At 61.5% G+C, this 24,638-nt stretch carries 16 protein-coding genes and 1 pseudogene; 7 read left to right on the plus strand and 10 right to left on the minus strand.

Going from position 1 to position 24,638, the window contains the following annotated elements:
* Positions 1-182: 182 nt before the first annotated feature.
* The 5 genes and pseudogenes from UIB01_RS09850 to qhpR all read right to left on the minus strand — a co-directional run bounded on the left by UIB01_RS09850 (position 183) and on the right by qhpR (position 4,970).
* A complete protein-coding gene (locus UIB01_RS09850; protein ID WP_439900403.1) occupies positions 183-1,133 on the minus strand; it encodes a c-type cytochrome in 951 nt (316 codons plus the stop codon).
* Entirely contained in the window at positions 1,126-2,508 is a 1,383-nt protein-coding gene (locus tag UIB01_RS09855) for a cytochrome c (protein WP_038659554.1), read from the minus strand. Before UIB01_RS09855 ends, UIB01_RS09850 begins: the two co-directional genes overlap by 8 nt.
* 342 nt (positions 2,509-2,850) lie before the next feature.
* Positions 2,851-3,300, minus strand: coding sequence for a DUF7079 family protein (locus tag UIB01_RS09860; RefSeq protein WP_230585305.1), 450 nt, complete (start codon positions 3,298-3,300; stop codon positions 2,851-2,853).
* Positions 3,296-3,564 (minus strand): annotated as a pseudogene (locus UIB01_RS22750) (PAAR domain-containing protein); the annotation flags it as partial. The gene UIB01_RS09860 and the pseudogene UIB01_RS22750, both read right to left, overlap by 5 nt.
* Positions 3,565-3,881: 317 nt before the next feature.
* Entirely contained in the window at positions 3,882-4,970 is a 1,089-nt protein-coding gene (qhpR, locus tag UIB01_RS09870; RefSeq protein ID WP_038659557.1) for an AraC-like transcriptional regulator QhpR, read from the minus strand.
* 290 nt (positions 4,971-5,260) lie between these two features.
* Between qhpR and exaC the strand changes: the two genes are divergently transcribed.
* The 5 genes from exaC (at position 5,261) to UIB01_RS09895 (ending at position 12,836) form a co-directional block, all read left to right on the plus strand.
* Positions 5,261-6,781, plus strand: coding sequence for an acetaldehyde dehydrogenase ExaC (gene exaC / locus UIB01_RS09875; RefSeq protein WP_014820275.1), 1,521 nt, complete (start codon positions 5,261-5,263; stop codon positions 6,779-6,781).
* 130 nt (positions 6,782-6,911) lie between these two features.
* Positions 6,912-8,195 (plus strand): ethanolamine utilization protein EutH, encoded by a 1,284-nt coding sequence (gene eutH / locus UIB01_RS09880; protein WP_038659562.1) that lies wholly within the window; start codon positions 6,912-6,914, stop codon positions 8,193-8,195.
* Positions 8,196-8,302: 107 nt separating this feature from the next.
* Positions 8,303-9,697 (plus strand): ethanolamine ammonia-lyase subunit EutB, encoded by a 1,395-nt coding sequence (locus tag UIB01_RS09885; protein WP_038659565.1) that lies wholly within the window; start codon positions 8,303-8,305, stop codon positions 9,695-9,697.
* Between the two features lie 26 nt (positions 9,698-9,723).
* Positions 9,724-10,533 (plus strand): ethanolamine ammonia-lyase subunit EutC, encoded by an 810-nt coding sequence (gene eutC / locus UIB01_RS09890; RefSeq protein ID WP_038659568.1) that lies wholly within the window; start codon positions 9,724-9,726, stop codon positions 10,531-10,533.
* A gap of 314 nt (positions 10,534-10,847) precedes the next feature.
* Positions 10,848-12,836, plus strand: coding sequence for a sigma-54-dependent Fis family transcriptional regulator (locus tag UIB01_RS09895; protein ID WP_369678954.1), 1,989 nt, complete (start codon positions 10,848-10,850; stop codon positions 12,834-12,836).
* A gap of 137 nt (positions 12,837-12,973) precedes the next feature.
* Here the strand turns inward: UIB01_RS09895 and aldA are convergent, their stop codons facing one another.
* Together aldA and UIB01_RS09905 are read right to left on the minus strand one after the other, a co-directional pair.
* Positions 12,974-14,410, minus strand: a complete 1,437-nt coding sequence (gene aldA, locus UIB01_RS09900) for an aldehyde dehydrogenase (RefSeq protein WP_038659573.1) — start codon at positions 14,408-14,410, stop codon at positions 12,974-12,976.
* Between the two features lie 16 nt (positions 14,411-14,426).
* The gene (locus UIB01_RS09905; protein WP_051605069.1) at positions 14,427-16,583 is read right to left on the minus strand and encodes a PQQ-dependent dehydrogenase, methanol/ethanol family; all 2,157 of its coding nucleotides are present in this window, start codon (positions 16,581-16,583) and stop codon (positions 14,427-14,429) included.
* A gap of 524 nt (positions 16,584-17,107) precedes the next feature.
* Here UIB01_RS09905 and UIB01_RS09910 point away from each other — a divergent pair.
* On the plus strand, positions 17,108-19,108 hold the full coding sequence (locus tag UIB01_RS09910) for a TonB-dependent receptor family protein (protein ID WP_038659576.1): 2,001 nt from the start codon (positions 17,108-17,110) through the stop codon (positions 19,106-19,108).
* Positions 19,109-19,552: 444 nt separating this feature from the next.
* On the opposite strand, the gene UIB01_RS09915 is transcribed toward UIB01_RS09910, so the two are convergent.
* Complete coding sequence (locus tag UIB01_RS09915; protein WP_038659580.1) at positions 19,553-21,430, minus strand: pyruvate kinase; 1,878 nt, start codon at positions 21,428-21,430, stop codon at positions 19,553-19,555.
* A gap of 224 nt (positions 21,431-21,654) precedes the next feature.
* Positions 21,655-22,146, minus strand: a complete 492-nt coding sequence (locus tag UIB01_RS09920) for a phosphatidylglycerophosphatase A family protein (protein ID WP_051605070.1) — start codon at positions 22,144-22,146, stop codon at positions 21,655-21,657.
* 205 nt (positions 22,147-22,351) lie between these two features.
* On the opposite strand from UIB01_RS09920, the gene UIB01_RS09925 reads away from it, so the two are divergent.
* Complete coding sequence (locus tag UIB01_RS09925; protein WP_038659583.1) at positions 22,352-24,076, plus strand: potassium/proton antiporter; 1,725 nt, start codon at positions 22,352-22,354, stop codon at positions 24,074-24,076.
* A 50-nt stretch (positions 24,077-24,126) separates the two neighbouring features.
* Here the strand turns inward: UIB01_RS09925 and UIB01_RS23085 are convergent, their stop codons facing one another.
* Positions 24,127-24,315, minus strand: a complete 189-nt coding sequence (locus UIB01_RS23085; RefSeq protein WP_042919570.1) for a hypothetical protein — start codon at positions 24,313-24,315, stop codon at positions 24,127-24,129.
* Between the last annotated feature and the right edge of the window lie 323 nt (positions 24,316-24,638).

Consider the following 24,638-nt stretch of genomic DNA (forward strand, 5'->3'; position numbering starts at 1 on the left):
CGGAGAGGGGTGATTAGGAGAAAATCCTTGCGGGCGTGAGGATCTCGGATACCTGGTGGGCCGGTCAGCGCGGTTTGGACAAGCTGCGCCTTTGATGTTTTTCAAGGCACGGCTGGCCCAGGATCGCGGCCTCGAGGCTCGATTGCTCAAATGTCCGCTGCTGAGCCAGGCGTTTCAGCAGCTTAGTAGCGGGCATCCTTGGGCTTCGGCCTGTTTGGCCAATCATTGACCTTGCCGGGAAAGTCGGGGCGCGGCTTGTGCGTGAAAAACTCCGCGACGTCCACAGCGTCCTGATCGGACAGGACGTTGCCATGCCCCCAAAGGCCCTTGGTCTGAATACCCATGGGCATGTTGTATTTGACGAAGGCGGCCGCCTTGTAGGTGCGCGCCATGCCGGCACCGATGTTGAAGGATTCCTCGCCCCACAATGGCGGGAAGACGATGTCGCCGCGGCTATCCTTCATGCCTTCACCATTGTCGCCATGGCAGGTGGCGCACTGGGCGTAATAGATCTGTTCGCCGTGCTGCGGGTCTGGCACCAGGCTCTCGTCGATGACGCCGGCGTTGCGTATGTCCACCAGCTGATGCTTGGGTGTGTTCTGAGCGAGCCACTTCATGTAAGCGACCATTGCCTTCATTTCATCGGACTCGCGCGGTACCGGCTTGCCATTCATTGAACGCTGGAAGCAGCCGTTGATGCGTGCTTGCAGGTCGACTTCCTTGCCCGCCCGCGGCATGACACGCGGATAGAAGTTGTAGCTGTTGATGTAGGGATCGCCTAGCGGGATCTTGCCTTGGGCGATATGGCAGCTGTTGCAGTTCATGGCTGCGCCGACATGCTCCGGCAGCAGACGCTTGGTTTCATTGAGCAGGCGCTTGCCATAGAAAATCTGATCGGCGTTTGGTTCGTCGACGATCGCGGTGTCCTGCGGAATGGTATAGCGACCGATCTTCTGGTTTGCATCGTCCAGGGTGACCAGGTCGTACTGAGCCGCGTTGCGTTCGATTGGCTCCTGCTTGGAGCAGGCGCTTGTCGTGATGCCAACCACGATCGCCGCCGTGAGGGGGAGGGCGATGTGGCGCGCATGGCCGACGCCGCACCGGGCAAAAACGATCGAAAATGGATTATTCACCATGCACTCCTTGCCCCGTATGGGTCGCGCCTAGGTCCGGCGGAAGGTCGGTTCCAACGCGCGGCTTTTTGCTCAGGAACATCCGCATGTCGACGACATCGTCCACGGTCACTTCGCTGGCCTGGTTGGTCCAGCTGTTGCGGATGAAATTCACGACTTCCGCGATATCGTCATCGGCGAGCGTGTCGAATGCCGGCATGGAAAAGGCCATGCGGTCATGCGGTGTGTCGGGCATCCGTCCACCGCTGAGCGTGATCTGCAGTACGGAGTCCGGATACCGGGAATACACCGCGCTGTTGCCGTCCAGGGCGGGGAAGATGCGCGGCACGCCTTTGCCATCGGCGCGATGGCAGACCTGGCAATACTCGACGTACAGCAGGGCGCCGCGGGAGTCGTAGACGCCATCCAGAAGCTTCGCGGTGGTGACGTCCTGCTTGGCTGGAAGCATGACTTCCTTGCCTGGCGCGGGGCTGAGCGTTTTCAGGTAAGCCGCCATGGCCTGCACGTCTTCGCCGGTCATGTACTGCGTGCTGTGCTCGACCACTTCGGCCATGGCACCGAAGGCGGCGGTGGTTTCGGTACGGCCGGTCTTGAAGAAATCAGCCAGCTCGTCGGAGCTCCAGGTACCGAGGCCGCGGTGCTCGCCGCGCAGGCTCTTGGCGCGCCAACCATCAATGATGGCGCCACTGAGGTATTCATCCGAATCGGCGTTCGACAGCGCCACTTCTTGGAAGCCGATGCCACGTTCCGTGTGGCACGAGCCACAATGCCCCGGGCCTTCGACCAGGTATTGACCGCGGTTGAGTATCGGGTCGTCAGTCTCGGGGACGAAATCTCGCTCCGGAGCGAACAGGGCCTGCCAGTAGGCCAGCGGCCAGCGCCAGCTGAGCACAGGTGGCAGCTCGCTCGTTTTGTTGGCCTGTCTGACAGGCTCTACGGCCGACATGAAGTAGGCGTACATCGCTGCCATGTCTTCATCCGGCATGATGCTGTAGGACGGATACGGCATGGCCGGGTACAGCGCGCTGTTGTCCTTGCGTACACCGTGCTTGGTGGCATTCAGGAAGTCGTCGAAGGAGTATCCACCAATGCCGGTTTCGCGGTCTGGCGTAATGTTGGTGGAATAGATGGCGCCCAAGGGCGTCAACATCGGCAGACCGCCGGCGAAGGGCTTGCCCCCAAGCGTCGTGTGGCAGGCCACGCAATCAGCCGTACGGGCCACATATTCACCGCGCGCAATGAGCGCGGCGTCGTTGATATCGACCGTCGTGTCGCTACTGACCGTGCGCAAGTGTGGTAACGCCTGACTAATGGCGAAAGCTAGGGCAACGCCGCCGACGGCCAAAACAAGGATGTTGCGCTGCCAATGCTTCATTGATGTTCCCTTACGTGAATTCAACCATGGCGCCCGTAATCCAGTTCGCTCATGTCTCGTCGGTCCGCAATCCGTCCCCAGCCAAGCGGGGATTATGACGAACGACCGAAGCGACCCATTGACCTCAATCAGCCGGTCATAAATGCAGTCGTTTTATATAGCGGGGAATTTTCAAGAAGCAGGATTAACGGCGGATTAAGAGTGCTGATTGCGCGCCGCGTCTGTGTTCCGAAGCGCGCTCTCTTCTGAAGTGATATGGAAATTGTTGCTGGCTAGATGCGTTCTGCAACGGGATGACTCTCGCTGGTTGGGTGGCGCTCCCTCCAGAGCCGCCCACAGCCTTCAGCCAGCTCTCCGCGAATCTCGCGCTTCCAACTTTTGCTCGATGCGACTCCACGCTTCACGAAGTCGAAAACGCAGGTAGGCGAACAGAACCTGGTCACGCATGTGGCGTAGCCTGGAAGCCCTGCGAGCCCGCAGGTTGATGTCGATGGTATCGGCAAGCCAGGTGCTGTCGAATGCCGCCCATATGGGCGGGATGGGCGTCTGCAGGTTCGAGCGGCAGACGGGTGCCTTCTTAACCGCGGCACGATCGTATCCCGCCAGCTGCCGTGCTATCCCGGGATAGTCGATCTCGTTGTCGACGAAGACATCCGACAGCACCGACCATAACCGAACACGTTCTTCGTGAGTCGATACGCTTCCCCTTTGGATGCTGCTGCCTTCGCGCTCAACATCCAGGGCGTCGATAGCCGGGCGGCCTGCACATCGCTGCGAAGGCCGCTCAGCCAATCAGCACATCACCCGATCCGCCGATGATGGCTCCGCCATCGCTCAAGGTGTTTCCCAGCATCGCGGCATTCTTGCCGTTGATAAATACAGTGGAGGAGAAGGCGCCGGATATGGCCTGGCCGCAGCTGGCAACGTCTCCTAAGCGCGCAGCGGGGAGATTATTGAATAGCACATCCGGGGAGCCGACGTGATGGCGGGTGTGCCATGTCCAGGAATGGGGCAGGAGGTTGGGTCGCTCAGGCGAGCGGCAGGTTTGCCTGACATGAGAGTCCTTCTCGGTTTCGTCCAGATATCGATCGTTGAATCAACGTTGGCCAATGTAGCGAAGGGTTAAGAGTGTTGTGGTGAACTTCGTCGCGCATCGCATTCATAACGAGCTGCTAATCGCTAGGGCGCTTGAGGTGATCTGGAGAGGTAGCGCCAGTTCGGACGCGACGGGCCTCTCGGCGCGAGTGCGTTCGTCCGGGCGGCGCTTCGGTCGGACGTAACCAAACACCGTCTCCGATTAATTGAATGCGATCGGTACCCAGGCAGCCGACATCGAACGATGGGCCCTGATACTCAGGGCAGAACCGCGTCAGCTAGTGCTGCCTGGTATTGACCAGGTCGCTGTGCTGGCGCCACTGGCGGGGGCTTACGCCGAACCATCGGCGGAACGCACGGGAAAAGGCACTGGTTTCCGAATAGCCCAGCAAGGGGGCTAGCTCCGATATGGGCAGCTGCTGCTGGCGCATATAGTAGGTCGCCAGTTCCTGGCGCTGTTTGTCCACCAGCGCAGAGAAGGTCAGCCCCTGCTCGCGCAAGCGCCGCTGTAGCGACCAGCTGGTCATGCCGATCTGCTCGGCGATATCCTCCAACCCCGGCTCGCCCAGCACCAGGCGCTGGCGAATATGTGCGCGTGCATCATCGACGACGTCAGGCTCATCGCGGCCCGCCAGGCTGAGCTGGCGCAGGGAATCCTGCATGACCATCAACAGGATCGGATCGCTGTCCGGCATGGCACGGTTCAGGCCCACTTTGGGGATCAGCAGCGAGTTGTACGGTTGCTCGAAGTAGACCGGCGCATCGAAGACCTTGCTGTGCTCGTGCCAATCCGCAGGACGTGGGTGTTCGAAGTGCACCGCCCGTGGCGCCCATTGGCTGCCGAGCACGTGACGGATCAGGTTGCGCGCCATGCCCAGCGTTAGCTCTGCATCCTGTCGCCGCCAGAGGATGGCGCCGTGACGGACCTGATAGTCGAAGCGATAGCAGTCCCCCTCATCGACCAGGCGGATCAGGCTGTTGCGCTGGTGCAGTGGGAACGCGCGGGCGAAGTTGATCAGTGCCTGCTCGACGGTTGCCGAGCACAGCCCGATATAGCCCAGTAACCCCAAAGCCTGCGGCTTGAACTGCTGGCCGTAGTACAGACCGAAGTTGTCGCAGCCCGATTGGCGCGCCGCCTCTTCCAGTACCTGGCAGTAGTTGGGCAGCGCCAGGCTTAGTGTTGGATGCTGCAGCAATTGCGCATCAATGCCCGACACGCCAAGCACCCGCTCGGGGTCTCCGCCTTGTTTCTCGATAAAGCCGCACAGGCCGCTGGCGGCTGCGGCCAGCACGCCGACATGCCTTTGCCCGCTGGTGACAAGCGCCAGGCCGGCTGGCGAATCTGTCTGCTCGAATAAGGAACTCATCGAAGTCTCCACCAACCGTATTTTCGCGATCTGAAGCCAAGCTCCGTGCGCTTCGTGCGGGGCACTGGATAGCCGCGCAACGTGTTCAAAGAGCATCACGCCAAAACGCGCAGCAGAACAAAGCAGGCGTCTGAGCCCTGCGACATTACGCCACGAAGTTGACCGTCGACGACAGCAGAGCTCCGTCTGGGGTCAAGTCGCGCTCATGAAACTGACTCATGATCAACGTGAGCCGTGTCGAGATTCGGCCAGTGCACCAATTATTACAAGAGTTCGTTCGGAGGATTTCCATGATCTACGCCCAACCCGGCACCGCAGGCGCCGTCGTATCGTTCAAGCCGCGCTACGGCAACTACATCGGTGGTGAGTTTGTCCCGCCGGTCAAAGGCGAATACTTCGTCAACACCTCGCCGGTCAATGGTGAAGTGATCGCCGAGTTCCCGCGTTCGGGCGCCGAAGACGTCGAGAAAGCGCTGGACGCCGCTCACGCTGCTGCCGATGCCTGGGGCAAGACCTCGGTGCAGGACCGCGCGCTGATTCTGCTGAAGATCGCCGATCGCATCGAAGCCAACCTGGAAAAGCTCGCGGTTGCTGAAACCTGGGACAACGGCAAGGCCGTCCGTGAAACTCTGAACGCCGACGTGCCGCTGGCCGCGGATCACTTCCGCTACTTCGCCGGCTGCATCCGCGCCCAGGAAGGCAGCGCCGCCGAGATCAACGAGCACACCGCGGCCTATCACTTCCATGAGCCGCTGGGTGTTGTCGGCCAGATCATCCCGTGGAACTTCCCGCTGCTGATGGCCGCCTGGAAACTGGCTCCGGCCCTGGCTGCCGGTAACTGCATCGTGCTCAAGCCGGCCGAGCAGACCCCGCTGTCGATCATGGTATTCATCGAAGTCGTCGGTGACCTCCTGCCGCCGGGCGTACTGAACATCGTCCAGGGCTTCGGTCGCGAAGCTGGTCAGGCGCTGGCCACCAGCACCCGCATCGCCAAAATCGCCTTCACCGGCTCGACCCCGGTCGGCTCGCACATCATGCGCTGCGCCGCCGAAAACATCATTCCAAGCACCGTGGAGCTGGGTGGCAAGAGCCCGAACATCTTCTTCGAAGACATCATGAATGCAGAACCTGCGTTCATCGAGAAAGCCGCTGAAGGTCTGGTACTGGCCTTCTTCAACCAGGGCGAAGTCTGCACCTGTCCGTCGCGTGCGCTGATTCAGGAATCGATCTTCGAGCCCTTCATGGAAGTGGTGATGAAGAAGATCAAGGCGATCAAGCGTGGCAACCCGCTGGATACCGACACCATGGTTGGCGCCCAGGCGTCCGAGCAGCAGTTCGACAAGATCCTCTCCTACATGGAAGTCGCTCAGCAGGAAGGCGCGCAGATCCTCACCGGCGGCGCAGCCGAGAAGCTCGAAGGCGGCCTGGCCTCCGGTTACTACGTGCAGCCGACCCTGATCAAGGGTCACAACAAGATGCGTGTGTTCCAGGAAGAAATCTTCGGACCCGTGGTCGGTGTGGCGACCTTCAAGGACGAAGCCGAAGCTCTGGCGATCGCCAACGACACCGAGTTCGGCCTGGGTGCCGGCGTCTGGACGCGCGACATCAACCGCGCCTATCGCATGGGCCGTGGCATCAAGGCCGGTCGCGTGTGGACCAACTGCTACCACCTGTACCCGGCGCACGCGGCGTTCGGTGGCTACAAGAAGTCCGGCGTCGGCCGTGAAACCCACAAGATGATGCTCGACCACTATCAGCAGACCAAGAACCTGCTGATCAGCTACGACATCAACCCGCTGGGCTTCTTCTAACGCAGAACACCGGGGCTGGCTTGCGTGCGTTCAGCCCCGGCGCATCAAACTCCGTGATTCCTTCTCCAGCGGTAGCTGCCGCTGAGGATGGGTCTCTGGCGCCTGGTAAAAACAATAAAAGGGCAAAGCAATGGATCAGATCGGCAATTACGTCCTCTACGTCATCATGTTCTGCGCGGTCCTTGGGGCCTTCGCAGCCATTCGCGATAGCGAAAAAGGCCTCGGCCGCGAGTTCATGGAGGGTATCCATGCCACGGGGCACATCTTCGTCCCGGCAGCCGGGATCATGGCCTCCATCCCTTACCTGACGGTATTGATCGAAAGCGTGTTCGGACCGTTCTTCGATGCGCTGAACGCCGACCCGGCGCTGGCAGCGACGATGATCATCGCCTCGGACATGGGCGGCTACCACCTTGCCGCCGCGCTCACTGAAAGCAAGGAAGCGCTGATCATGGCGCTGATCACCGGCTTCATGGGCGGCGCGACCATCGTCTTCTCGATCCCTATGGGTCTGGCCATGCTCGACAAGCGTGACCACAAGTACATGGCGCTGGGCATCATGTCGGGCATCCTCAGTATCCCAGTCGGTGTGCTGATCGCCAGCGTCGTACTGATGCTGAGCAACCCCGCGGTGCGCGAGGTGGTCGCCACCAACGGTGAGGCCACCTATCAGCTGGCAATGAGCCTTGGCGGTATCTTCGCCAACCTGTTGCCGATCATTGTCTTCGTGGTGGCACTGGCAGCCGGTCTGCGCTTTCTGCCGGATCTGATGATCAAGGGCTTTATCGCCTTCGGACGCGGCCTTGATGCGATGATCAAACTGGTCCTGGTGTTCTCCATCGTCGAGTACTTCACGGGCTTCTTCACCGTGATCTTCGGGGGCTGGGGCTTCCACCCGATCATCGCCGACGCCGAGGATCAGACCCGCGCGCTGGAGACGGCCGGCTACATCGGGATCATGCTGGCCGGTGCCTTTCCAATGGTCTACCTGCTGCGCAAGTACCTCGGTGGGCCGCTGGAAGCGCTCGGCGGCAGGGTCGGCCTGAGCGCCGTTGGCAGCGCCGGCATGCTGGCGACCATCGCCAATATCCTCGCGATGTTTCGTCTGGTGCGCTTCATGCCGCCGAAGGACAAGGTGATCAACATCGCCTTCGGCGTGTGCGCGGCCTTCCTGTTGGGCGATCACCTGTCGTTCACCGCCAACTTCCAGCCGACCATCATCCTACCGGTGCTGATCGGCAAGATCCTCGCCGGCTTCACTGCCGTGGGGCTTGCCTACTGGCTGTCGGTACCCAAGGCGCTGCAACTGGAACAGCAGGATCGCGCCGCCGGCATCATCGATGCGGATGAATATCCGGGCTCATCGCTACACGACGGCTCTCTGCCGATCCCGAAAGCCGCCGCCCACGCCTGAACCCCGACGACCCCTAAAGCGGGCCACTGCTGCCGCAAGAGGCCTAACGCCCTCATCGGCAGCGTGCTCGCCGGGTCGCCGTTCACCCTGAAAACAGGAGCCCGACCATGGCAACCTATTCCCACAGTATCGGTGGCCAGACCTGGCGTTTCGACAGCTTGCGCGAGGTGCTGGCCAAGGCCAGTCCGCTGCGTTCTGGCGACTGCCTGGCGGGCGTCGCTGCAACCAGCGACGCCGAACGCGCGGCAGCGCAGATGACCCTCGCCGATGTGCCGCTCAAGCAGTTTCTGCTCGAAGCGGTGATTCCCTATGAACGCGACGAAGTCACCCGACTGATCATCGACAGCCATGATGCCAGCGCCTTCGCCCCGGTCAGCCACCTGACCGTAGGCGGCCTGCGCGACTGGCTGCTGGGCGATCATGCCGACGAGGCCAGCCTGCGCGCCCTGGCCCCCGGCCTGACGCCAGAGATGGCGGCGGCGGTGTCGAAGATCATGCGTGTCCAGGACTTGATATTGGTTGCGCAGAAGATTCGCGTGGTCACCCGCTTTCGCAACACGATGGGCCTGCGCGGCCACATGTCCACCCGCTTGCAACCCAACCATCCCACCGATGATCCCGCAGGCATCGCCGCCAGCACGCTCGATGGCCTGCTCTACGGCAACGGCGATGCGATGATCGGCATCAACCCGGCGACCGACAGCATGGGCTCGATCTGCACCCTGCTGGAGATGCTCGATGCCGTCATCCAGCGCTACGAAATACCCACCCAGTCATGCGTGCTGACCCACGTTACGAGCTCCATCGCGGCCATTGAACGCGGCGCGCCGTTGGACTTGGTGTTCCAGTCCATCGCAGGCACCGAGGCGGCCAACGCCAGCTTCGGTATCAGCCTCAAGGTACTCCAGGAAGGTTACGAGGCCGGCCTGAGCCTCAAGCGCGGCACGCTCGGCAACAATCTGATGTATTTCGAGACGGGGCAGGGGAGCGCGCTGTCGGCCAACGCCCATCACGATGTCGACCAGCAGACCTGCGAGGCCCGGGCCTATGCGGTGGCCCGTCATTTCAATCCCTTCCTGGTCAACACCGTGGTCGGCTTCATCGGCCCGGAGTATCTCTACAACGGCAAGCAGATCATCCGTGCCGGGCTGGAGGACCACTTCTGCGGCAAGCTGCTCGGCGTGCCAATGGGCTGCGACATCTGCTACACCAACCACGCCGAAGCCGACCAGGACGACATGGACATGCTGCTGACGCTGCTCGGTGCTGCCGGCATCAACTTCATCATGGGCATCCCTGGGTCGGACGACGTGATGCTCAACTACCAGACCACTTCCTTTCATGACGCGCTCTACGCGCGCAAGGTGCTCGGTCTGCGTGCGGCACCGGAGTTCGAGCAATGGCTGGCGCACATGGGCATCTTCCAGCAGCACGACGGCCAACTGCGCCTGGGTAACGAGCTGCCATCCGCCTTCCGCCAGGCCCTGGCACAGCTTTCCTGATTTCGCTCACTTATGCAGAGGTACGCATGACCGATAACGCCCCTGCCACAGAGAACCCGTGGCAACAGTTGCGCCAGCTGACCCCCGCGCGCATCGCGCTGGGCCGTGCCGGCACCAGCCTGCCGACCGGCGCCCAGCTCGATTTCCAGTTCGCCCATGCCCAGGCACGCGACGCTGTGCACCTGCCATTCGACCACGCAGCCCTGCGTGAAGAACTGCACGCCCGGGGGCATGGCACGCTGCTGCTGCACAGTGCTGCCAGTGATCGCCACACCTACCTGCAGCGTCCTGACCTGGGCCGGCGTTTGGACGACGCGTCCGCTGCGCTGTTGGATGATCACGTCAAGCAACACGGGGGCGGCCATGACCTGGCCATCGTCATCGCCGATGGTTTGTCATCCCTTGCCGTCAGCCGCCACAGCCTGCCTTTTTTAACGCGCGTGCTCGAACAGGTGGCTGCCGAAGGCTGGTCGCTGGCGCCGATTACCCTCGTTGAGCAGGGCCGCGTGGCGGTGGCCGACGAAGTGGGCGAGCGGCTTGGGGCGAAGATGACGGTGATTCTGATCGGCGAACGGCCCGGGCTCAGCTCGCCTGACAGCCTCGGCCTGTACTTCACGTGGGCCCCACGCGTTGGTCTCAACGATGCCTACCGCAACTGCATCTCCAATGTCCGTCTGGAGGGTCTGAGCTACGGCATGGCCGCCTTCCGTCTGATGTACCTGATGCGCGAAGCCTGCCGGCGGCAACTGTCCGGTGTCGATCTCAAGGACGAAGCCCAGGTGCCTACTCTGGATAAACAAGGGCCCGGCAACTTCCTGCTGCCAGACCTGGCCTGAAAGAGGATGCACCGGTAGGTAAACAGAAAGAACGGAGCGGCGAAGGGCACCGTGAAACGCGGGTTCGCCTTTCGAGCCTCGGAGCCCTGCCGCGGTATAGGGCACCATTGACGAGTTCGTGTTGCTCGGACGCACCAGTTTCGTGGCGCTCCAAGCATCGACAACCCTCGGTTTCGCTCGATGTCCTCACCCCATCGAGACGTACCGTCCGGAACACGGGCTGCTCCATCCGTATGGAGCGTGATACCGATACATTTACCTCGCAGCGCCCATGAGCAGATCGCCGGTCTTGGAGTAATGTGGGCGTGCTAGGCTTGGGCTTGGCTGCGTTGCCTGCCTATACGAACAATTACGCACGGCCCGACTCGGCGCCTGGTTTGGAGTCCCGCATGATCGCGCGCCCACCATCTGAGCTTCCAAGCGACCTCTCAGCGTTTGTTGCTACGCACTTCTCTGGTCGAGGCTCCAATCCGGATCGGTTGATTGCCGAATCCTGGTACCGCAGCGTCTACGAGCACGGGCTCGATCCCGCTAAACCTGCCTCTCATGTTCAGCTTGAACACCACGAGATCCGCCTGCATCAAGAGGAACACCATGACTTTCTCGCGATTGCGAGCCAGGGCGTGGAAGGCCTCGCGCGGCGCCTGAACCCGGCGGGTTTTGCGGTGCTGCTCAGCGATAGCCGCGGTATCACGCTCGACGCGAGACTGCCAGGGCAGCACAGCCCCTATTCGGACTCGGGGCTGGTGATTGGCAGTTGCTGGGACGAGTCGCTTGTGGGAACCAATGGCATCGGTACCGGACTGGCCGCCAGCCAGCCGCTGATCATCCACCGGGACGAGCATTTTCTCAGCAGCAACGCCATGCTGAGTTGCTCGGTGGCGCCGCTATTCGATCCCCAGGGCGCATTGCTGGGCTGCCTCAATGCCTCCTGCCTCAACAGCGGCGGGCCGAAGCAGGCGCAGTACCTGACGCTCCAGTTGGTAAGCCTGTACGCGCGACTGATCGAGAACGCCAGTTTCCGTCAACGCTATGCCAGTTGCACCATGCTGACCCTGGGCGGCGATTCGGGTGATCTGGGCAACGAGCGTTTGCTGGCAATCGATGGCGCGGGCTGCATCCTCGGTGCCAATCGGGCGTCCTTTCTAGCCGCCGCCCAGGGGATCCCTCTGCTGGGGGCAGCAGTCCAGGATGTCCTGTCCATATCACTGGACGAGCTAATCACCCTGACCCAGGTCGGCCAGCGCAGTGCATCCTTGCGCTTAGCCGGTGGAGCGGCACTGGAGGTCTCGCTGCGCATGCCGGCCACCGCCACGCGGCGCTCCAGAAATGAGCGCGGGGTGAGGGTGGTTCCGGCAGAGCCGACGCTCGAGCACTTGGCAGGGGAAGATCCTGACCTCCAAGGTTCCGTTCGGAAGCTGCGCCGCGTGCTTGATCGCGACATCTCGCTGCTGCTGACTGGCGAAACGGGTACCGGCAAGGAGGCGTTTTCGCGGGCGATCCATCAGGCGAGCGCGCGATCAAATGGGCCTTTCGTTGCGCTCAACTGTGCCGCGATCCCCGAGTCGCTGATCGAGAGCGAGCTGTTCGGCTACCGTGCCGGGACCTTTACCGGCGCCAGCCGGCAGGGAATGAAGGGCAAGCTGGAGCAGGCCAATGGCGGGACGCTGTTCCTCGACGAGATCGGCGATATGCCGGCGCATTTGCAGACGAGGTTGCTGCGCGTGCTGGCCGAGCGGGAGCTGGTGCCGCTGGGCGCTTCGACCCCGGTCGCCCTGGACGTGCAGCTTGTGTGCGCGACGCACCGCGACCTGCCAGCGATGGTCGCTGCGGGGGAGTTTCGTGAGGACCTGTACTATCGACTCAATGGCTTGACGGTGAGGCTACCCGCCTTGCGTGACCGTGCGGATCGTAGGGGCCTGATTCGTCGTGTCCTGGCACGTGAGGCCGGGGATGAGCATATCGAGCTGACCACCGACGCAATGGAACGCCTGGCCACTTATGGATGGCCTGGCAATGTGCGCCAACTGATCAACGTGTTGCGCTGTGCCGTCGCGCTCGCCGACGACGGGATGATCGGTCCTGACTGCCTGCCGCCGGAAGTCGTGTCGGTGCCCGTGGAGCGGTCGTCATCGGCACAATCGCTGACGACGACCCGGGATGCAGCCGAGGCGGCCCTTTTGCAAACGACACTTGAACAGCACGGTGGCAACGTCGCGTCTGCGGCTCGTTCCCTCGGCATCAACCGCGCCACCCTATATCGCAAGCTGCACCGTTACGACCTGGCGGCGCTGCGCAAATGATGTCTTGACTACGACTCAGTGCTTTCGGTGGCCCGGAGCGCATGGCCGCCCGGTCCACCTAGGATCTGGGGCTGGTCGTCGCTCGACCAAATAACAAGAACCCCGCCGGGGCGGGGTTCTGGATTACCGCAACTCACTCAGCTTTGTAGGTACACCGCATGAGTATGGGTGTACTCATAAAGGCCGTGCTTTCCGTCCGCACCGCCGATGCCGGACTTGCGCACCCCGGCGTGGTAGCCCTGCATCGCCTCGAAGTTCTCGCGATTGATGTAGGTCTCGCCGAAATCCAGGCCGGCGGCTGCCTTCATCGCGATAGAGAGGTCGCGCGTGTAGATCGAGGATGTCAGGCCGTACTCGCAGTCGTTGGCCATGGCGATGGCTTCGTCGAGATCGTCGATGATCTGGATTGGGAGCACCGGGCCGAAGATCTCCTGGCGCATGATTTCCATGTCATGTGAGCAATTGGCAAGGATGGTTGGCTGATAGTGGAAGCCCTGGCCGAGATCGGCCACGGCACCGCCAGTGATCAGATGAGCGCCTTGGTTCTGGGCGGTCCGTACCATCTGCTCGACCTTGCGCAGGCCGGCCTCGTTGATCAACGGGCCCATTTCCACATCCGCTTGGGCAATAGGGTCGCCATAGCGGGTTTCGGCCATGGCCCCGGCGATGCGTTCGATGAACTGATCGGCCACGCCGCGCTGAACATAGACGCGCTCTGCGCAGTTGCAGACCTGGCCTGTGTTAATAATTCGGGAGGCGCGAATAGCCGTCACGGCCAGTTCGAGATCGGCGTCGTTCATCACGATGGCCGGGGCCTTGCCGCCCAGCTCCAGGTTGAGCTTGGTGACGTTGGGCGCTGCTGCGGCCATGATCCGTGAGCCGGTGCCGACGCTGCCGGTAAAGCTGATCATGTCGATGCCGCTGCTGGTTGTCAGGGCGCTGCCCACGCCGGCGCCACTGCCGCAGACCACGTTGAACACGCCATTGGGCAGGTCGGTCTCGGCCACCAGCTTGGCGAATTCGAAGCAGTTGTTCGGCGTTTCCTCGCTGGGCTTGATGACGATGGTGTTGCCGGTGACCAGTGCGGGCGCCATCTTCCGGGCGATCAGGAAGAACGGGAAGTTCCACGGCAGAATGCCGGCGACCACGCCCAGCGGCTTGCGGAACAGGAAGATGTTCTCGCCAGGGCGGTCGCTGGTGATGATTTCCCCCTCGATACGTCTCGCCCACTCGGCCATGTAATCCATGTAATCGGCCGTGAAATTCACCTCCACCAGCGCCAGGCTCTGGATCTTGCCTTGCTCTTCGGTGATGACGCGGGCCAGGCGTTCGGCGTTCTGCCGAATCTTGCTGGCGATGGTGCGCAGATAGCCGGCGCGCTCGTTCGCAGGCTTGTTCGCCCAGTCTTTCTGCGCCGTGCGGGCGGCCGCGATGGCGCGCTCGACGGTGGCCGAATCGGACTCCGGGACGCGTGAGAGCAGGGCGCCAGTGGCCGGGTTGCGCACCTCGACGAGGTTGTCGCAAGCGACAAAGCTGCCGTCGATATAGTTCTGATAGGTGATTGCGTCAGTCATGTCGATCTCCTGGTGCTCAGTTGCTGGCCGTTTTTTGGGTGGGCTGCGGCAGGTCGTCCGGGCCGTGTTCGAGACGGTCGTGGGCGCGCTTGATCAGGTACTGGTGGATCTGCTCCATCTGTTCGCGATCGAACGCCTCGGCGAAGGAGGGCATGCCATCGGGAATGCGCGCGCCATGGAGGATGCCGAGGAATTGCTTGTGCGTTTCCGGCGTCAGCATGCGCAGATCCGGCAGCACGCCGCCGCTGACCGCATGAATACCGTGGCACTGCGAGCAGTAACCGTCATACAGCTTGGCGCCGGCTTCGACCGTCGCAGCATCGGCCGTCAGCGGTGGCGGCTCGGGGGCGTCTTTGCGCGGTGCCGGCTCCTGCAGTTCAGCCGTGCCGCCGAGCTTGTAGGTCAGCACCTGTGCGTAGGGCTGCACCCCGGCGCGCAGCGAGAGGGCGCCGGCAAAGGTGGAGAACGCACCGCCCCAGCCCGCCATGAAGGTCACGTACTGCTCGCCGTCCACGCTGTAGGTGATGGGTGCGGCCATTACGCCGCTGGCGGCCGGCTGCTCCCAGAGCTTGTCGCCATTGTCGGCCGCGTAGGCGATGACCCGCCCGTCGGCGCTGCCTTCGAACACCAGGTTGCCGGCGGTGCTCAGGGTGCCGCCGTTGAAGATGGTGACGTAGGGCACTTCCCAAGCCTGCTCTTGCTTGACCGGGTCCCAGGCGATCAGCTTGCCGGACCAGGTGTCGGCGTATTTGCCCAGGCCTTCAGGATCCTCGGGCATCATCCCGGTCTTCAGACCCAGCTGGTACATGCTCTTGAACTTGTTGCGCGCAGGCGCATCAGGTACGTGCTCATACCAGGCGGACATGATGTGCGCGGGGATGTAGACCAGCCCGGTGTTCGGGTTATAGGACATCGGGTGCCAGTCATGCGCCCCCCAGAAGCCCGGCTGGACCAGCTTGGCCTTCTTCTCACCCTTCCAGTAGGCCGCGGCTTCATCATCGACGATGGGGCGACCGGTCTTCAGATCGACGCCCTTGGCCCAGTTGATCGGCACGATGTTTTCGGCGGAGAGCAGTTCGCCAGTGGCGCGATCGATGACGTAGAAGAAGCCGTTCTTCGGTGCCTGCATCAGCACCTTGCGCTGTTTGCCCTCGATTTCTAGATCAGCCAGGATCATGTGCTGGGTGGCGGTGTAATCCCAGGCATCGCCCGGCGTGGTCTGGTAGTGCCAGACGTATTCGCCGGTGTCGGCGTTGACCGCGACGATGGAAGACAGGAACAGGTTGTCGCCCTTGCCCTCGCTGCGCCAGATCGGATCCCACAGCGAGCCGTTGCCGACACCGATGTAGAGCAGGTTCAGCTCCGGGTCGTAGGCGAAGGAGTCCCAGGCGGTACCGCCGCCGCCCTGCTCGACGAACGCGCGGCCATGCCAGGTCTTCTTGGCGATCTCCATACCCTTGCCTTCGACCGGCTTGTCCGGGTCGCCGGGTACGGTGAAGAAGCGCCAGGCCTGATCGCCGGTTTCGGCATCGTAGGCGGTGACGTAGCCGCGCACGCCGAACTCGGCGCCGCCGTTGCCGATCACCACCTTGCCGTTGACGACGCGTGGCGCACCCGTGATGGAGTAGCTGCGTTCCTTGTCGTAGCGGGTGTCGACCGACCAGACGCGCTCTCCGGTCTTGGCGTCGATGGCTTCAAGGCGACCGTCGAGCACGCCGACGTAGACTTTGCCTTTCCACACGGCGACGCCGCGGTTGATCGCATCGCAGCAGGCCTCACCGGCGCGGGAACGGTCGGACTTGGGGTCGTATTTCCAGATTTCCTTGCCGGTGCGTGCATCCAGTGCATAGACGATGGAGAAGGGGCCGGTGGTGTACATCACCCCGTCGACCACGATGGGTGTGGCTTCCACGCCGCGATCGATGTCCAGCTTGTAGCTCCAGGCCAGACCGAGTTTGTCGACGTTTTCGTCGGTGATGTTCTTCAGTGGGCTGTAGCGCTGCTCGCCGTAGTCGCGACCGTGGCTCATCCAGTTGCCGGGTTCTGCGTCGGCATTGGCGATGCGCTGGCCGTCTACATCGGCGGCGTGCAGCGGAAGGGACAGTAGCGCGGCAAGGCTGGCGCCAAGCAGAGCGGTGGGCCGTCGGCCCGAATAGGGATCGAACTGATTCATCGAAGGCTCTCTCTTGTTATTGGCTATGGCCGCCCCGCAGGGCAGTTAAACCGGAGAGAGCAACCGCTGTGCCAGGCGTTCCAATTTGGCGGCAAAGCTAGCACTGGCGCTGGCTGACGCGATCCAGGTCGTCCACGGTTGGTGCGGTCTGTCGCACCTGGACCGTTGCACGGCTGCGACAACTGTCGCGTCTTGGCGACAGGGCAAAGGACGCACCCAGGCCGCGCGATCACCATCTGTATGCGGAGCGGCGATTCAGAAGGCACTGCCGGAACAGCAGGACAGCGGGCTGAGGGCTGTTTCGGGGGCATGAATGGTAAACGGTGAAGTCGTCCGGCTCGCTTGGCATGTGCGTTGCCTTGATGACGCTAAGGGAGGATTTCCCGCTTCCGGTCGTTTCTGTACTTTGAAATACGTGTGCCGGAGCGCTGGGCTCCAAGGCTGCCCAATCGCGTCCTCTGGTCAGGCTCTTTTCAACAGAGGTCGGTGACAGCATCGTCACTCAATAACAACAAGGCTCAATCATGCATCGACTACTGCTCGCCGGATCGCTCTCGTTGGTATCCGGTTCACTGCTCGCCCAGACGAGCGAGCCGCTCACGCTCGATCCCCTGTGGGTGAGTTCGCCTCGAGCGGAATCCGACTGGTTTACCTTGCCGATGGCGGTGTCCGCCGTCGACGCGCAGGACCATCCGGGCGAGCAGTTGCTCAGCCTCGACAGCCTGCTGGGGCCCGTTCCGGGCGCGCTTTCGCAGAGCCGCTACAACCTGGCACAGGGCATGCGCCTGTCGATTCGCGGCTTCGGTTCCCGTTCCAGTTTTGGCGTGCGCGGCGTGCGGGTGCTGGTCGACGGGGTGCCCTTGACGATGCCTGACGGGCAGACCGAAATGGACGGCCTCGATACCTCGCTGGTCGAGCGCATCGAGGTGATTCGTGGTCCCTCGTCGACCATCTACGGCAATGCCGCCGGTGGCGTTCTGGCGATTCAGACGCGGCAGCCAGGGGACACACCGCGCACTCAGGTCGAGGTGACGGGCGGCGAACTGGGCTATCGCCGGATGCGCGCGGAAACCAGTGGCAGCACCGGAGCATTGGGCGCATTGTTGGCGGTCAACGCAACGCAACTCGATGGCTACCGCAGCCACGGGACCGCCGAAACCAACCACCTCACCGGCAAGCTGCGCTGGCGGGGGGAGGGCGGCACGCTTGGTTTCACCCTGCATGCAATTGACAACCGGGCCGAAGACCCCGGTGGGCTGACCCTGGATCAGGTCCGGGCTGATCGTTCCCAGGCGCGGCCACAAAGCCTTCAGTTCGATTCAGACGAGACCATCCAGCAGCAACGCCTTTCGTTGGTCTGGGATGGAAAGGGCGCAGGCGACGATACTTACCAGCTGCGCAGTTATTACGGCCAGCGCGAGTTCAGCAACCGCCTGCCGCTGCGCTCCAATGGTCAGACAGCTTACGACCGCTGGTTTGCCGGGGTGGGTGCCCAGCGTACCTTTCACCGTGAGCTGGCGGGCTTGCCCCATCAGTTGACCGTCGGGGTAGATCTGGAGAGTCAGCGGGATAATCGCTCCCGAAACGACAACCTGCCTGGCGGAATCACCGGCGTCCTTACTCAGCGCCAGCGCGAAACGGCAGACAGCCGGGGTGTGTTTATCGAGGATCAGGTGAACCTGGGCGATGCCTGGTTGCTCACCGCAGGCCTGCGCTATGACAGCGTGCGGCTCGAGGCCAAAGACCGCTACCTGAGCGACGGCGATGCCTCGGGGGAGCGCAACCTGGAAGACTGGAACTACAGCCTGGGCCTGAGCCGGCAGCTGGATGCCCATCATGTGGCGTACGTGCGTTACGCGACCTCGTTCGAGACGCCAACGATCAACGAAATGGCCAATCCAACCGGGGGCGGCTTCAATCCATCGCTCGGCGCGGCGCAGTCGGTCAACCGCGAAATTGGCATTAAGGGCGAGCATCCCGGGTTGCGCTACGAAGCGGTCCTCTACAGCATGCGTATCGAAGACGAGTTGGTCCCCGAAGTCGATGGACGCACCTTCTACGCCAACGCGGGCCGCTCCAGCCGCGACGGTGTGGAGCTCAGCGGAGACTGGTTGCTGGGGCGCTTTTGGCGATTGACCGGGGCGTGGGCCTACAACCGCTATCGTTTCGAGCAATTCCAGGGCAACGACGGCAACCGCATTCCGGGGATACCACATCAGAGCCTCTTCGCTGAGGTCAGCTACGACCGTGAAGACTGGTATGCACGGGTCAACGTCAATGCCTATGGCCGCCAATACGCGGACAACGCCAACCTCGATCGTGTGCCTGGCTATGCGGTAACCAACGCCCGCCTGGGCTGGCGGCTGCAGTGGGGGGATCAACGGTGGGAGCCCTACATCGGTATCGACAACCTGTTCGATCGTGACTACTACGACAACCTGCGTATCAACGACAACTTCGGCCGCTACTACGAGCCTGCCCCCGGCCGCACGTTCTACGCCGGAGCAAAGCTGACTTTTGAATGACAACCAGCGAGTGTCGCGATGCGCTGTGGTTTAGTGCGTCAAAGATAAGTGTCTCCTGGGTCGCGACGGGGCCCGCACGCTCGAAGCGAAGCAAGCCAGCGTCAATCGGCTCGCCCGGCTGGTGCTCCTTCCACAGCCACGCTCATACCTCTCAGTCGGCTGCCCTCGAACGCCGCTCTTCCAACTTTTGCTCGATGCGTCTCCACGCTCCGCGAAGTCCAAAACGCAGGTGGGAGAACCGGGTCCGGTCGCGCATGCGGCGTAACCAAAAAGCCGGACGAGCCCGCAGGTTGCTGTCGAGTATCGGCGAGCCAAGTGCTGTCAAATCCCGTCCATATGGGTGGGATGGGGCCTGCAGATACGAGTGGCAGACGGGTGATAACTCGAAGAAAAGCACTGCTGAACACCATTGCCAGTGACCGCGACACCTTCCTTCTGCAGCCTTCAGCTTAGCGCCCCGGTTGCATCCTGCCGCCCAGCCACTTGCAACGAGCGAAGTAAGTCCCGTTTCTTCGCGCGATGCTCCCGCATGCGGCGCAGCACGTCATTGAGGGTTGTCACCGCCTTAAGAATGTATGGCCCCTTGTTGAGCATTACGCACTCAGCACGAACGCTCATGGCTGCATCGGTAATTTCTGAGCGCGCCGGGGCTCCCTTCTTAGCCAGGCTTTCAAGAACCTGGGTTGCCCATATCACTGGTACATGGGCTGCCTCACACAGGCACAGCATCTCTTCCTGAATTTCGGCCAAACGTTCGAAACCGGTCTCTACGGCCAGGTCGCCCCGGGCGATCATGACGCCAAATCGTGGCAATCGCATGCCGGCGAGCAGCATCTTGGGCAGGTTTTCGAATCCGGCACGGGTCTCGATTTTCAACACTACTCCAAGGTGCGTCGCGTCCAGTCGTTCCAAATGATCAATCAATTCAATCACGTCTTCGGCGCTGTTTGCGAAGGACATCTGAACGATATCGGCGTGTTTCGCCGCAAACGCCAGTGTTTCAATATCGTCCTCGGTCGGTGCTCGGACTGGGAGGGCGTTGTCTGGGAAGTTGATGCCCTTGTCACTTGCCAGCTTGGCGCGGCCGCTTGCATGTGCGATTTGGGTAATGCGCAAGATCAGCGCATCGGCAGACGCTTTCTCCACCCGCGCCCCAATTTTGCCATCGTCGAACCAAACAGGGTCGCCCGCTGCGACCGCCGCCAATACGTACGGTAGTGTGCAGCCTATCCTTGCGGTCTCGGCATTGTCGTTGCTCGGTGGATCAATAGGTTGGTCATCAGCAGTCAGCGTCAACAGGTCGCCAACCCGCAGGGTCAAATGCTGCTCGCGTGGCGGAAGCTCTGTGAGGCGCATTCGGCCATGGGTCTTACTTGCCCGACGCTGCTTGATCTGCATGCCGTCTGTGAAGTAGGCCGTTTTCTTCAGCTCCGCCAGGCACCCCTCCTCATCAGACGCGATGACCTTCATCTTTCGTTTCGAGCCGCGCGCATCGCGCAGCCTAAGCGTATCGCCTGCACGGACTGCCAGCGCTTTATCGCTTGTAACCATAAAACAAGCGTCGGTATCGGACTCGTTTATGGCTGCATTCGTCCATGTAATACGAACGTGGGCGGGGCTGATGACTTGCCCATAGCAATCACGCGTGGGCCGTACCTTTTTTACACCTGGCGCCGTTGCGATAGGGCCTGTGCGTAACTTGGGCCCAGCGAGATCGAGCGCTACCTTGCATTCGCGCCCAAGCGCTTTCTCCGCTGCACGAACATGCTCGATCATCGCACGCCAGCTGTCTGGGTCATCGTGTGCGCAGTTGATGCGTGCGCAATCCATGCCTTCCTTGATCAACGCTTCGATGAGGTCGCGGTTGTGCGCCGCTTCAGAGGGGAGGGTGACCATGATTCGAACCGAGCGCGTGCCACGGGCCTTTCCAAACAGCGCGTCGGCGTGAGCCGCCAATAGACGCTCACCCTCGTGGAGACCACGCTCAGGGGCCTTGGGCTCTTGGGTATTCGGCTCTTCGAGCCGCTGCAACACGCCCATCACCGATGTCACAGCTGCGAGTATTGCCGCCTCGGCGCGGCCCAAGGACGACAAACCGATCTCGGCAAGCTGCGCTTGTAACTCGCGCAGGTCATGGCGACGAAGACATAGGTACTGCAGCAGGTTCTCGGCGCTTTGCCTGTAGCACTCATGAACCTGGATATTTTTCAGCGATGCCAGGCAGGCGTCGCTCGTCATCTCGTTACGTAGCCGTTCGAGTTGCACGCGTAATGGATTGAAATGCAAGCCCGCAGAGGGCGGGGTCAGTGCCTTTTTCGACATCGAAATCTCCAGAGAGCCTGCGGTCCGACCGGCCGCTACCGGTATACACTGACCTGATGCAGGTTGGACCTGTTTCATGACAGCCGACCAGTGGGTCGTCCTAGAAAGCAGCACACGAGGTGTCGACCTGTAGCCGAGAGCATCTTGGCCTATGCAACGTTTCAGACAGCAGCGGAGTGACTGGGCCTAGAATCACTGTCGGTAGGGGTGGCTTTGAGCTGGAGCTACGGGCGTCTCCAAACTGCTTGTGTCCCACGCAGAACGAGCCAAGCCAATAGCGCGGCCAGCACGTCATCCAAAACGATACCCAAGCCACCACCAATGGTTTCGACGAAATCAATGGGGGGCGGTTTGGTGATATCGAAAAGTCTATACAGTGCGAATCCCGCACCTAGTAGCCACCATCGATGGGTTGTGGCCACTCCCAAAAAAACCAGTGGAAAGGCGAAGTACTCGTCGGCAACGATCTGCGCGGCATCACCGCCTCCAAGCCAACGCGAGGCCCAGTGACACAGCGGAACGCCGACCGCCAGCAGCGCGGTGATGACCAGCAGTTGCCTTGTCAGCGGCTGCCCCCAGAGCCACCACGCCAGTGGTATCCCCAGCAGTGATCCGAAGGTTCCAGGCATCCAGGGTAAAGACCCCAGCCCGAAACCAGTGGCAATCAATAAAACGACTTGCTCAAAGATCAATTGTCGAACCTCTAGGGTGACCATTTGGCATTGCGCGAGAAAGGCCTCGCAACATCTGGCATGAAATCGATTCGACCGCTAGGTATCGAACATCGCTCAAAATGAGCGCTTTTTACTCCTGAGCTACAACTGCGGTGACCTGATACGGCGGTGTGGTCGGCTCGCCGGCTTATCACGACGTTGCGTCTGCTCGCGAGAAATGCGGTGCATAGATAATTAAGGACCTTCGGTGTTTGCAATTGACAAGCTATTGCTGCTGGCAGCAGTACTGATCCTGTTCGGTGTGCTCTCCAGCAAACTGTCGGCCCGTCTGGGGCTGCCGGTGCTCGTGTTGTTCCTGATCACCGGCATGCTTGCAGGTGAGAACGGTATCGGCGGGATCGTTTTTGATAATGCCGTTGCCGCGCATGCCCTCGGCACCCTGGCTTTGGCGCTTATCCTTTTTGACGGCGGCCTGCAAACGCCCGTTTCGTCCATAAGGAAGGTCTGGAAGCCAGCGTCTCTGCTGGCAACAGTTGGGGTACTCGCAACGGCCGCAATCGCGGGGCTCGCAGCTGCCTGGATGCTTGAGCTTCCAGTTCTGGAAGGCATGTTGCTGGGTGCGATCATCGGCTCGACCGATGCTGCAGCCGTATTTTCTCTCTTGCGAAACGCCGGAATTCACATCAATCAGCGGCTCAAGTCGGTGCTGGAGATTGAAAGCGCGTCCAACGACCCCATGGCCATCTTTCTGACGGTGGGCTTGTTGGAGGTGCTGGTTAACAGCATGCCGCTTGGCTGGGGTCTGCTTCAGATGTTTTTGATGCAGATGGGGATAGGTGCGCTGGTCGGGCTTGGTGTCGGATGGTCGATACTCAAGTTGCTGAGCAGGATAAAACTGGTCGCGACCGGCTTGTATCCGGTGCTTGTTGCGGCCGGCGGATTGCTCGCCTATGGAGTATCCGCGAATCTGGGCGGCAGCGGATTTCTGGCGATCTTCGTCGCTGGCGTGATGATCGGAAACCAGAAATTCGTTTTCCAGCGCAGCACCTTCCTGTTCATGGATGGCCTGGCATGGCTTAGCCAGATCACCATGTTCGTAGTCCTCGGCCTGCTCGTCGATCCGGTTTCGCTGCTCGATGTGTGGGTCGAGGGGTTGGTGATTGCACTGGTCCTGGTGTTGCTGGCCAGGCCGCTGGCCGTCGCACCAATGCTTGCGCTTTTTGGCTTCAATCTCAGGGAGACGGTACTCGTTTCCTGGGTAGGCCTACGTGGTTCGGTGCCGATCATCCTGGCAATCTTCCCGTTGCTTTTCGGACTGCCTAATGCGCCCCTGATCTTCAATGTTGTGTTCTTCGTAGTTCTGCTATCGGCGACGGTGCAGGGCTCTACGCTCCCGCTCGTCGCGCGCAAGCTGGGGCTGACGGAGAAGCCACCGGCGACGCCCGCCGCGACTCTCGAAATCTCGTCACTGCACGATGTCGACGCGGAAATCGTCGAATACACGCTCGGTAACGATGCGAGAGCCGCCGGCCGTTTGCTCTCGCAGATGGCGTTGCCCGAAGGCGTAGTCGTGGCGATGATCACGCGAGGGTCGGCCGTCATACCGCCTCGAGGGTCGACCAGGCTTGAAGCCGGTGATCATCTGTTTGTCGTCCTCAAGCCAAACAATCAGCCTTTCGTTGACTGCGTTTTTTCCCAGGCGGTAGAAGCGTCAAGAACCGATCTGCCAAACCTTGAACTTCGGCTCAAGGGCAGCACCAAGGTTGAAGACGTGTGGAATTCCTACGGTATCGACCTGGCAGCGGAAAAGGGGCAAACCCTGGATCAGTTGATCAAGGAGGCACTCGGTGGCGGCGCTCGTCAGGGGGACGAATTGATGGCCGGATCAGTGCGGCTAATCGTTCGCGAGCAACTGCAAGGGCGCATCACGACGGTTGGAATCGAGGCGGTATCGGCCGACGCCAAGACGTAATACAGCACGCGCTGCATGCATAGAAAGAAAGCCGTGCACGGTCGCAGAACCTACGCTTTGCGCTTGCCTTCCTTCTTTTCGATCGGGGAGTGGCGAATGGTCAAGAGTGTGTTGGGGTTGTTGTAGTCGGTAGTCCGAGCAGCACGATCGCGCTCTGCCGTACGAAGGTCTAGCACTGCGCCCGCGCCAACCGCGCCAATGCTGAGCACGGCGCAAAGGATCATCATGGAAGTGTTCATGAGGTTCTCGTAAGAGTCGAAAGATGGGACGGCGAGAAGGTTGGGGCGCGGCCTCGTTTTTCAATCCGGCTGCGCATTCTGCTCTCAAAGTACGTGAGACACAGCAGGCATTGTGGTCTGTCCCGGAACTGGCGGACAGGTACATCGGCACTCACCGCCAGCCACAATGATCTGCTAATCGCTATGGAGGCAGAGGCCATCTGAATTGAGTTCAGTTCGGACCTCGACGGGCCTCTCGCCGGCGCAGTGTGCTGACCACGACAGCCGTGCTCGTCCTGCAGCGCATCGGGGCAAGGGAATCGACGGTCGCCCCGTCCAAGTGA

Source organism: Stutzerimonas decontaminans (assembly GCF_000661915.1).
Taxonomy (GTDB): Bacteria; Pseudomonadota; Gammaproteobacteria; order Pseudomonadales; family Pseudomonadaceae; genus Stutzerimonas; species Stutzerimonas decontaminans.

Coding starts and splice junctions, on each gene's coding strand:
- eutH (WP_038659562.1), top strand. CDS start 6,912: ATGGATCAGATCGGCAATTACGTCCTCTACGTCATCATGTTCTGCGCG.
- exaC (WP_014820275.1), top strand. CDS start 5,261: ATGATCTACGCCCAACCCGGCACCGCAGGCGCCGTCGTATCGTTCAAG.
- UIB01_RS09855 (WP_038659554.1), bottom strand. CDS start 2,508: ATGAAGCATTGGCAGCGCAACATCCTTGTTTTGGCCGTCGGCGGCGTT.
- eutC (WP_038659568.1), top strand. CDS start 9,724: ATGACCGATAACGCCCCTGCCACAGAGAACCCGTGGCAACAGTTGCGC.
- UIB01_RS09920 (WP_051605070.1), bottom strand. CDS start 22,146: ATGGTCACCCTAGAGGTTCGACAATTGATCTTTGAGCAAGTCGTTTTA.
- UIB01_RS09905 (WP_051605069.1), bottom strand. CDS start 16,583: ATGAATCAGTTCGATCCCTATTCGGGCCGACGGCCCACCGCTCTGCTT.
- UIB01_RS09885 (WP_038659565.1), top strand. CDS start 8,303: ATGGCAACCTATTCCCACAGTATCGGTGGCCAGACCTGGCGTTTCGAC.
- UIB01_RS09915 (WP_038659580.1), bottom strand. CDS start 21,430: ATGTCGAAAAAGGCACTGACCCCGCCCTCTGCGGGCTTGCATTTCAAT.
- UIB01_RS09910 (WP_038659576.1), top strand. CDS start 17,108: ATGCATCGACTACTGCTCGCCGGATCGCTCTCGTTGGTATCCGGTTCA.
- qhpR (WP_038659557.1), bottom strand. CDS start 4,970: ATGAGTTCCTTATTCGAGCAGACAGATTCGCCAGCCGGCCTGGCGCTT.
- UIB01_RS23085 (WP_042919570.1), bottom strand. CDS start 24,315: ATGAACACTTCCATGATGATCCTTTGCGCCGTGCTCAGCATTGGCGCG.
- aldA (WP_038659573.1), bottom strand. CDS start 14,410: ATGACTGACGCAATCACCTATCAGAACTATATCGACGGCAGCTTTGTC.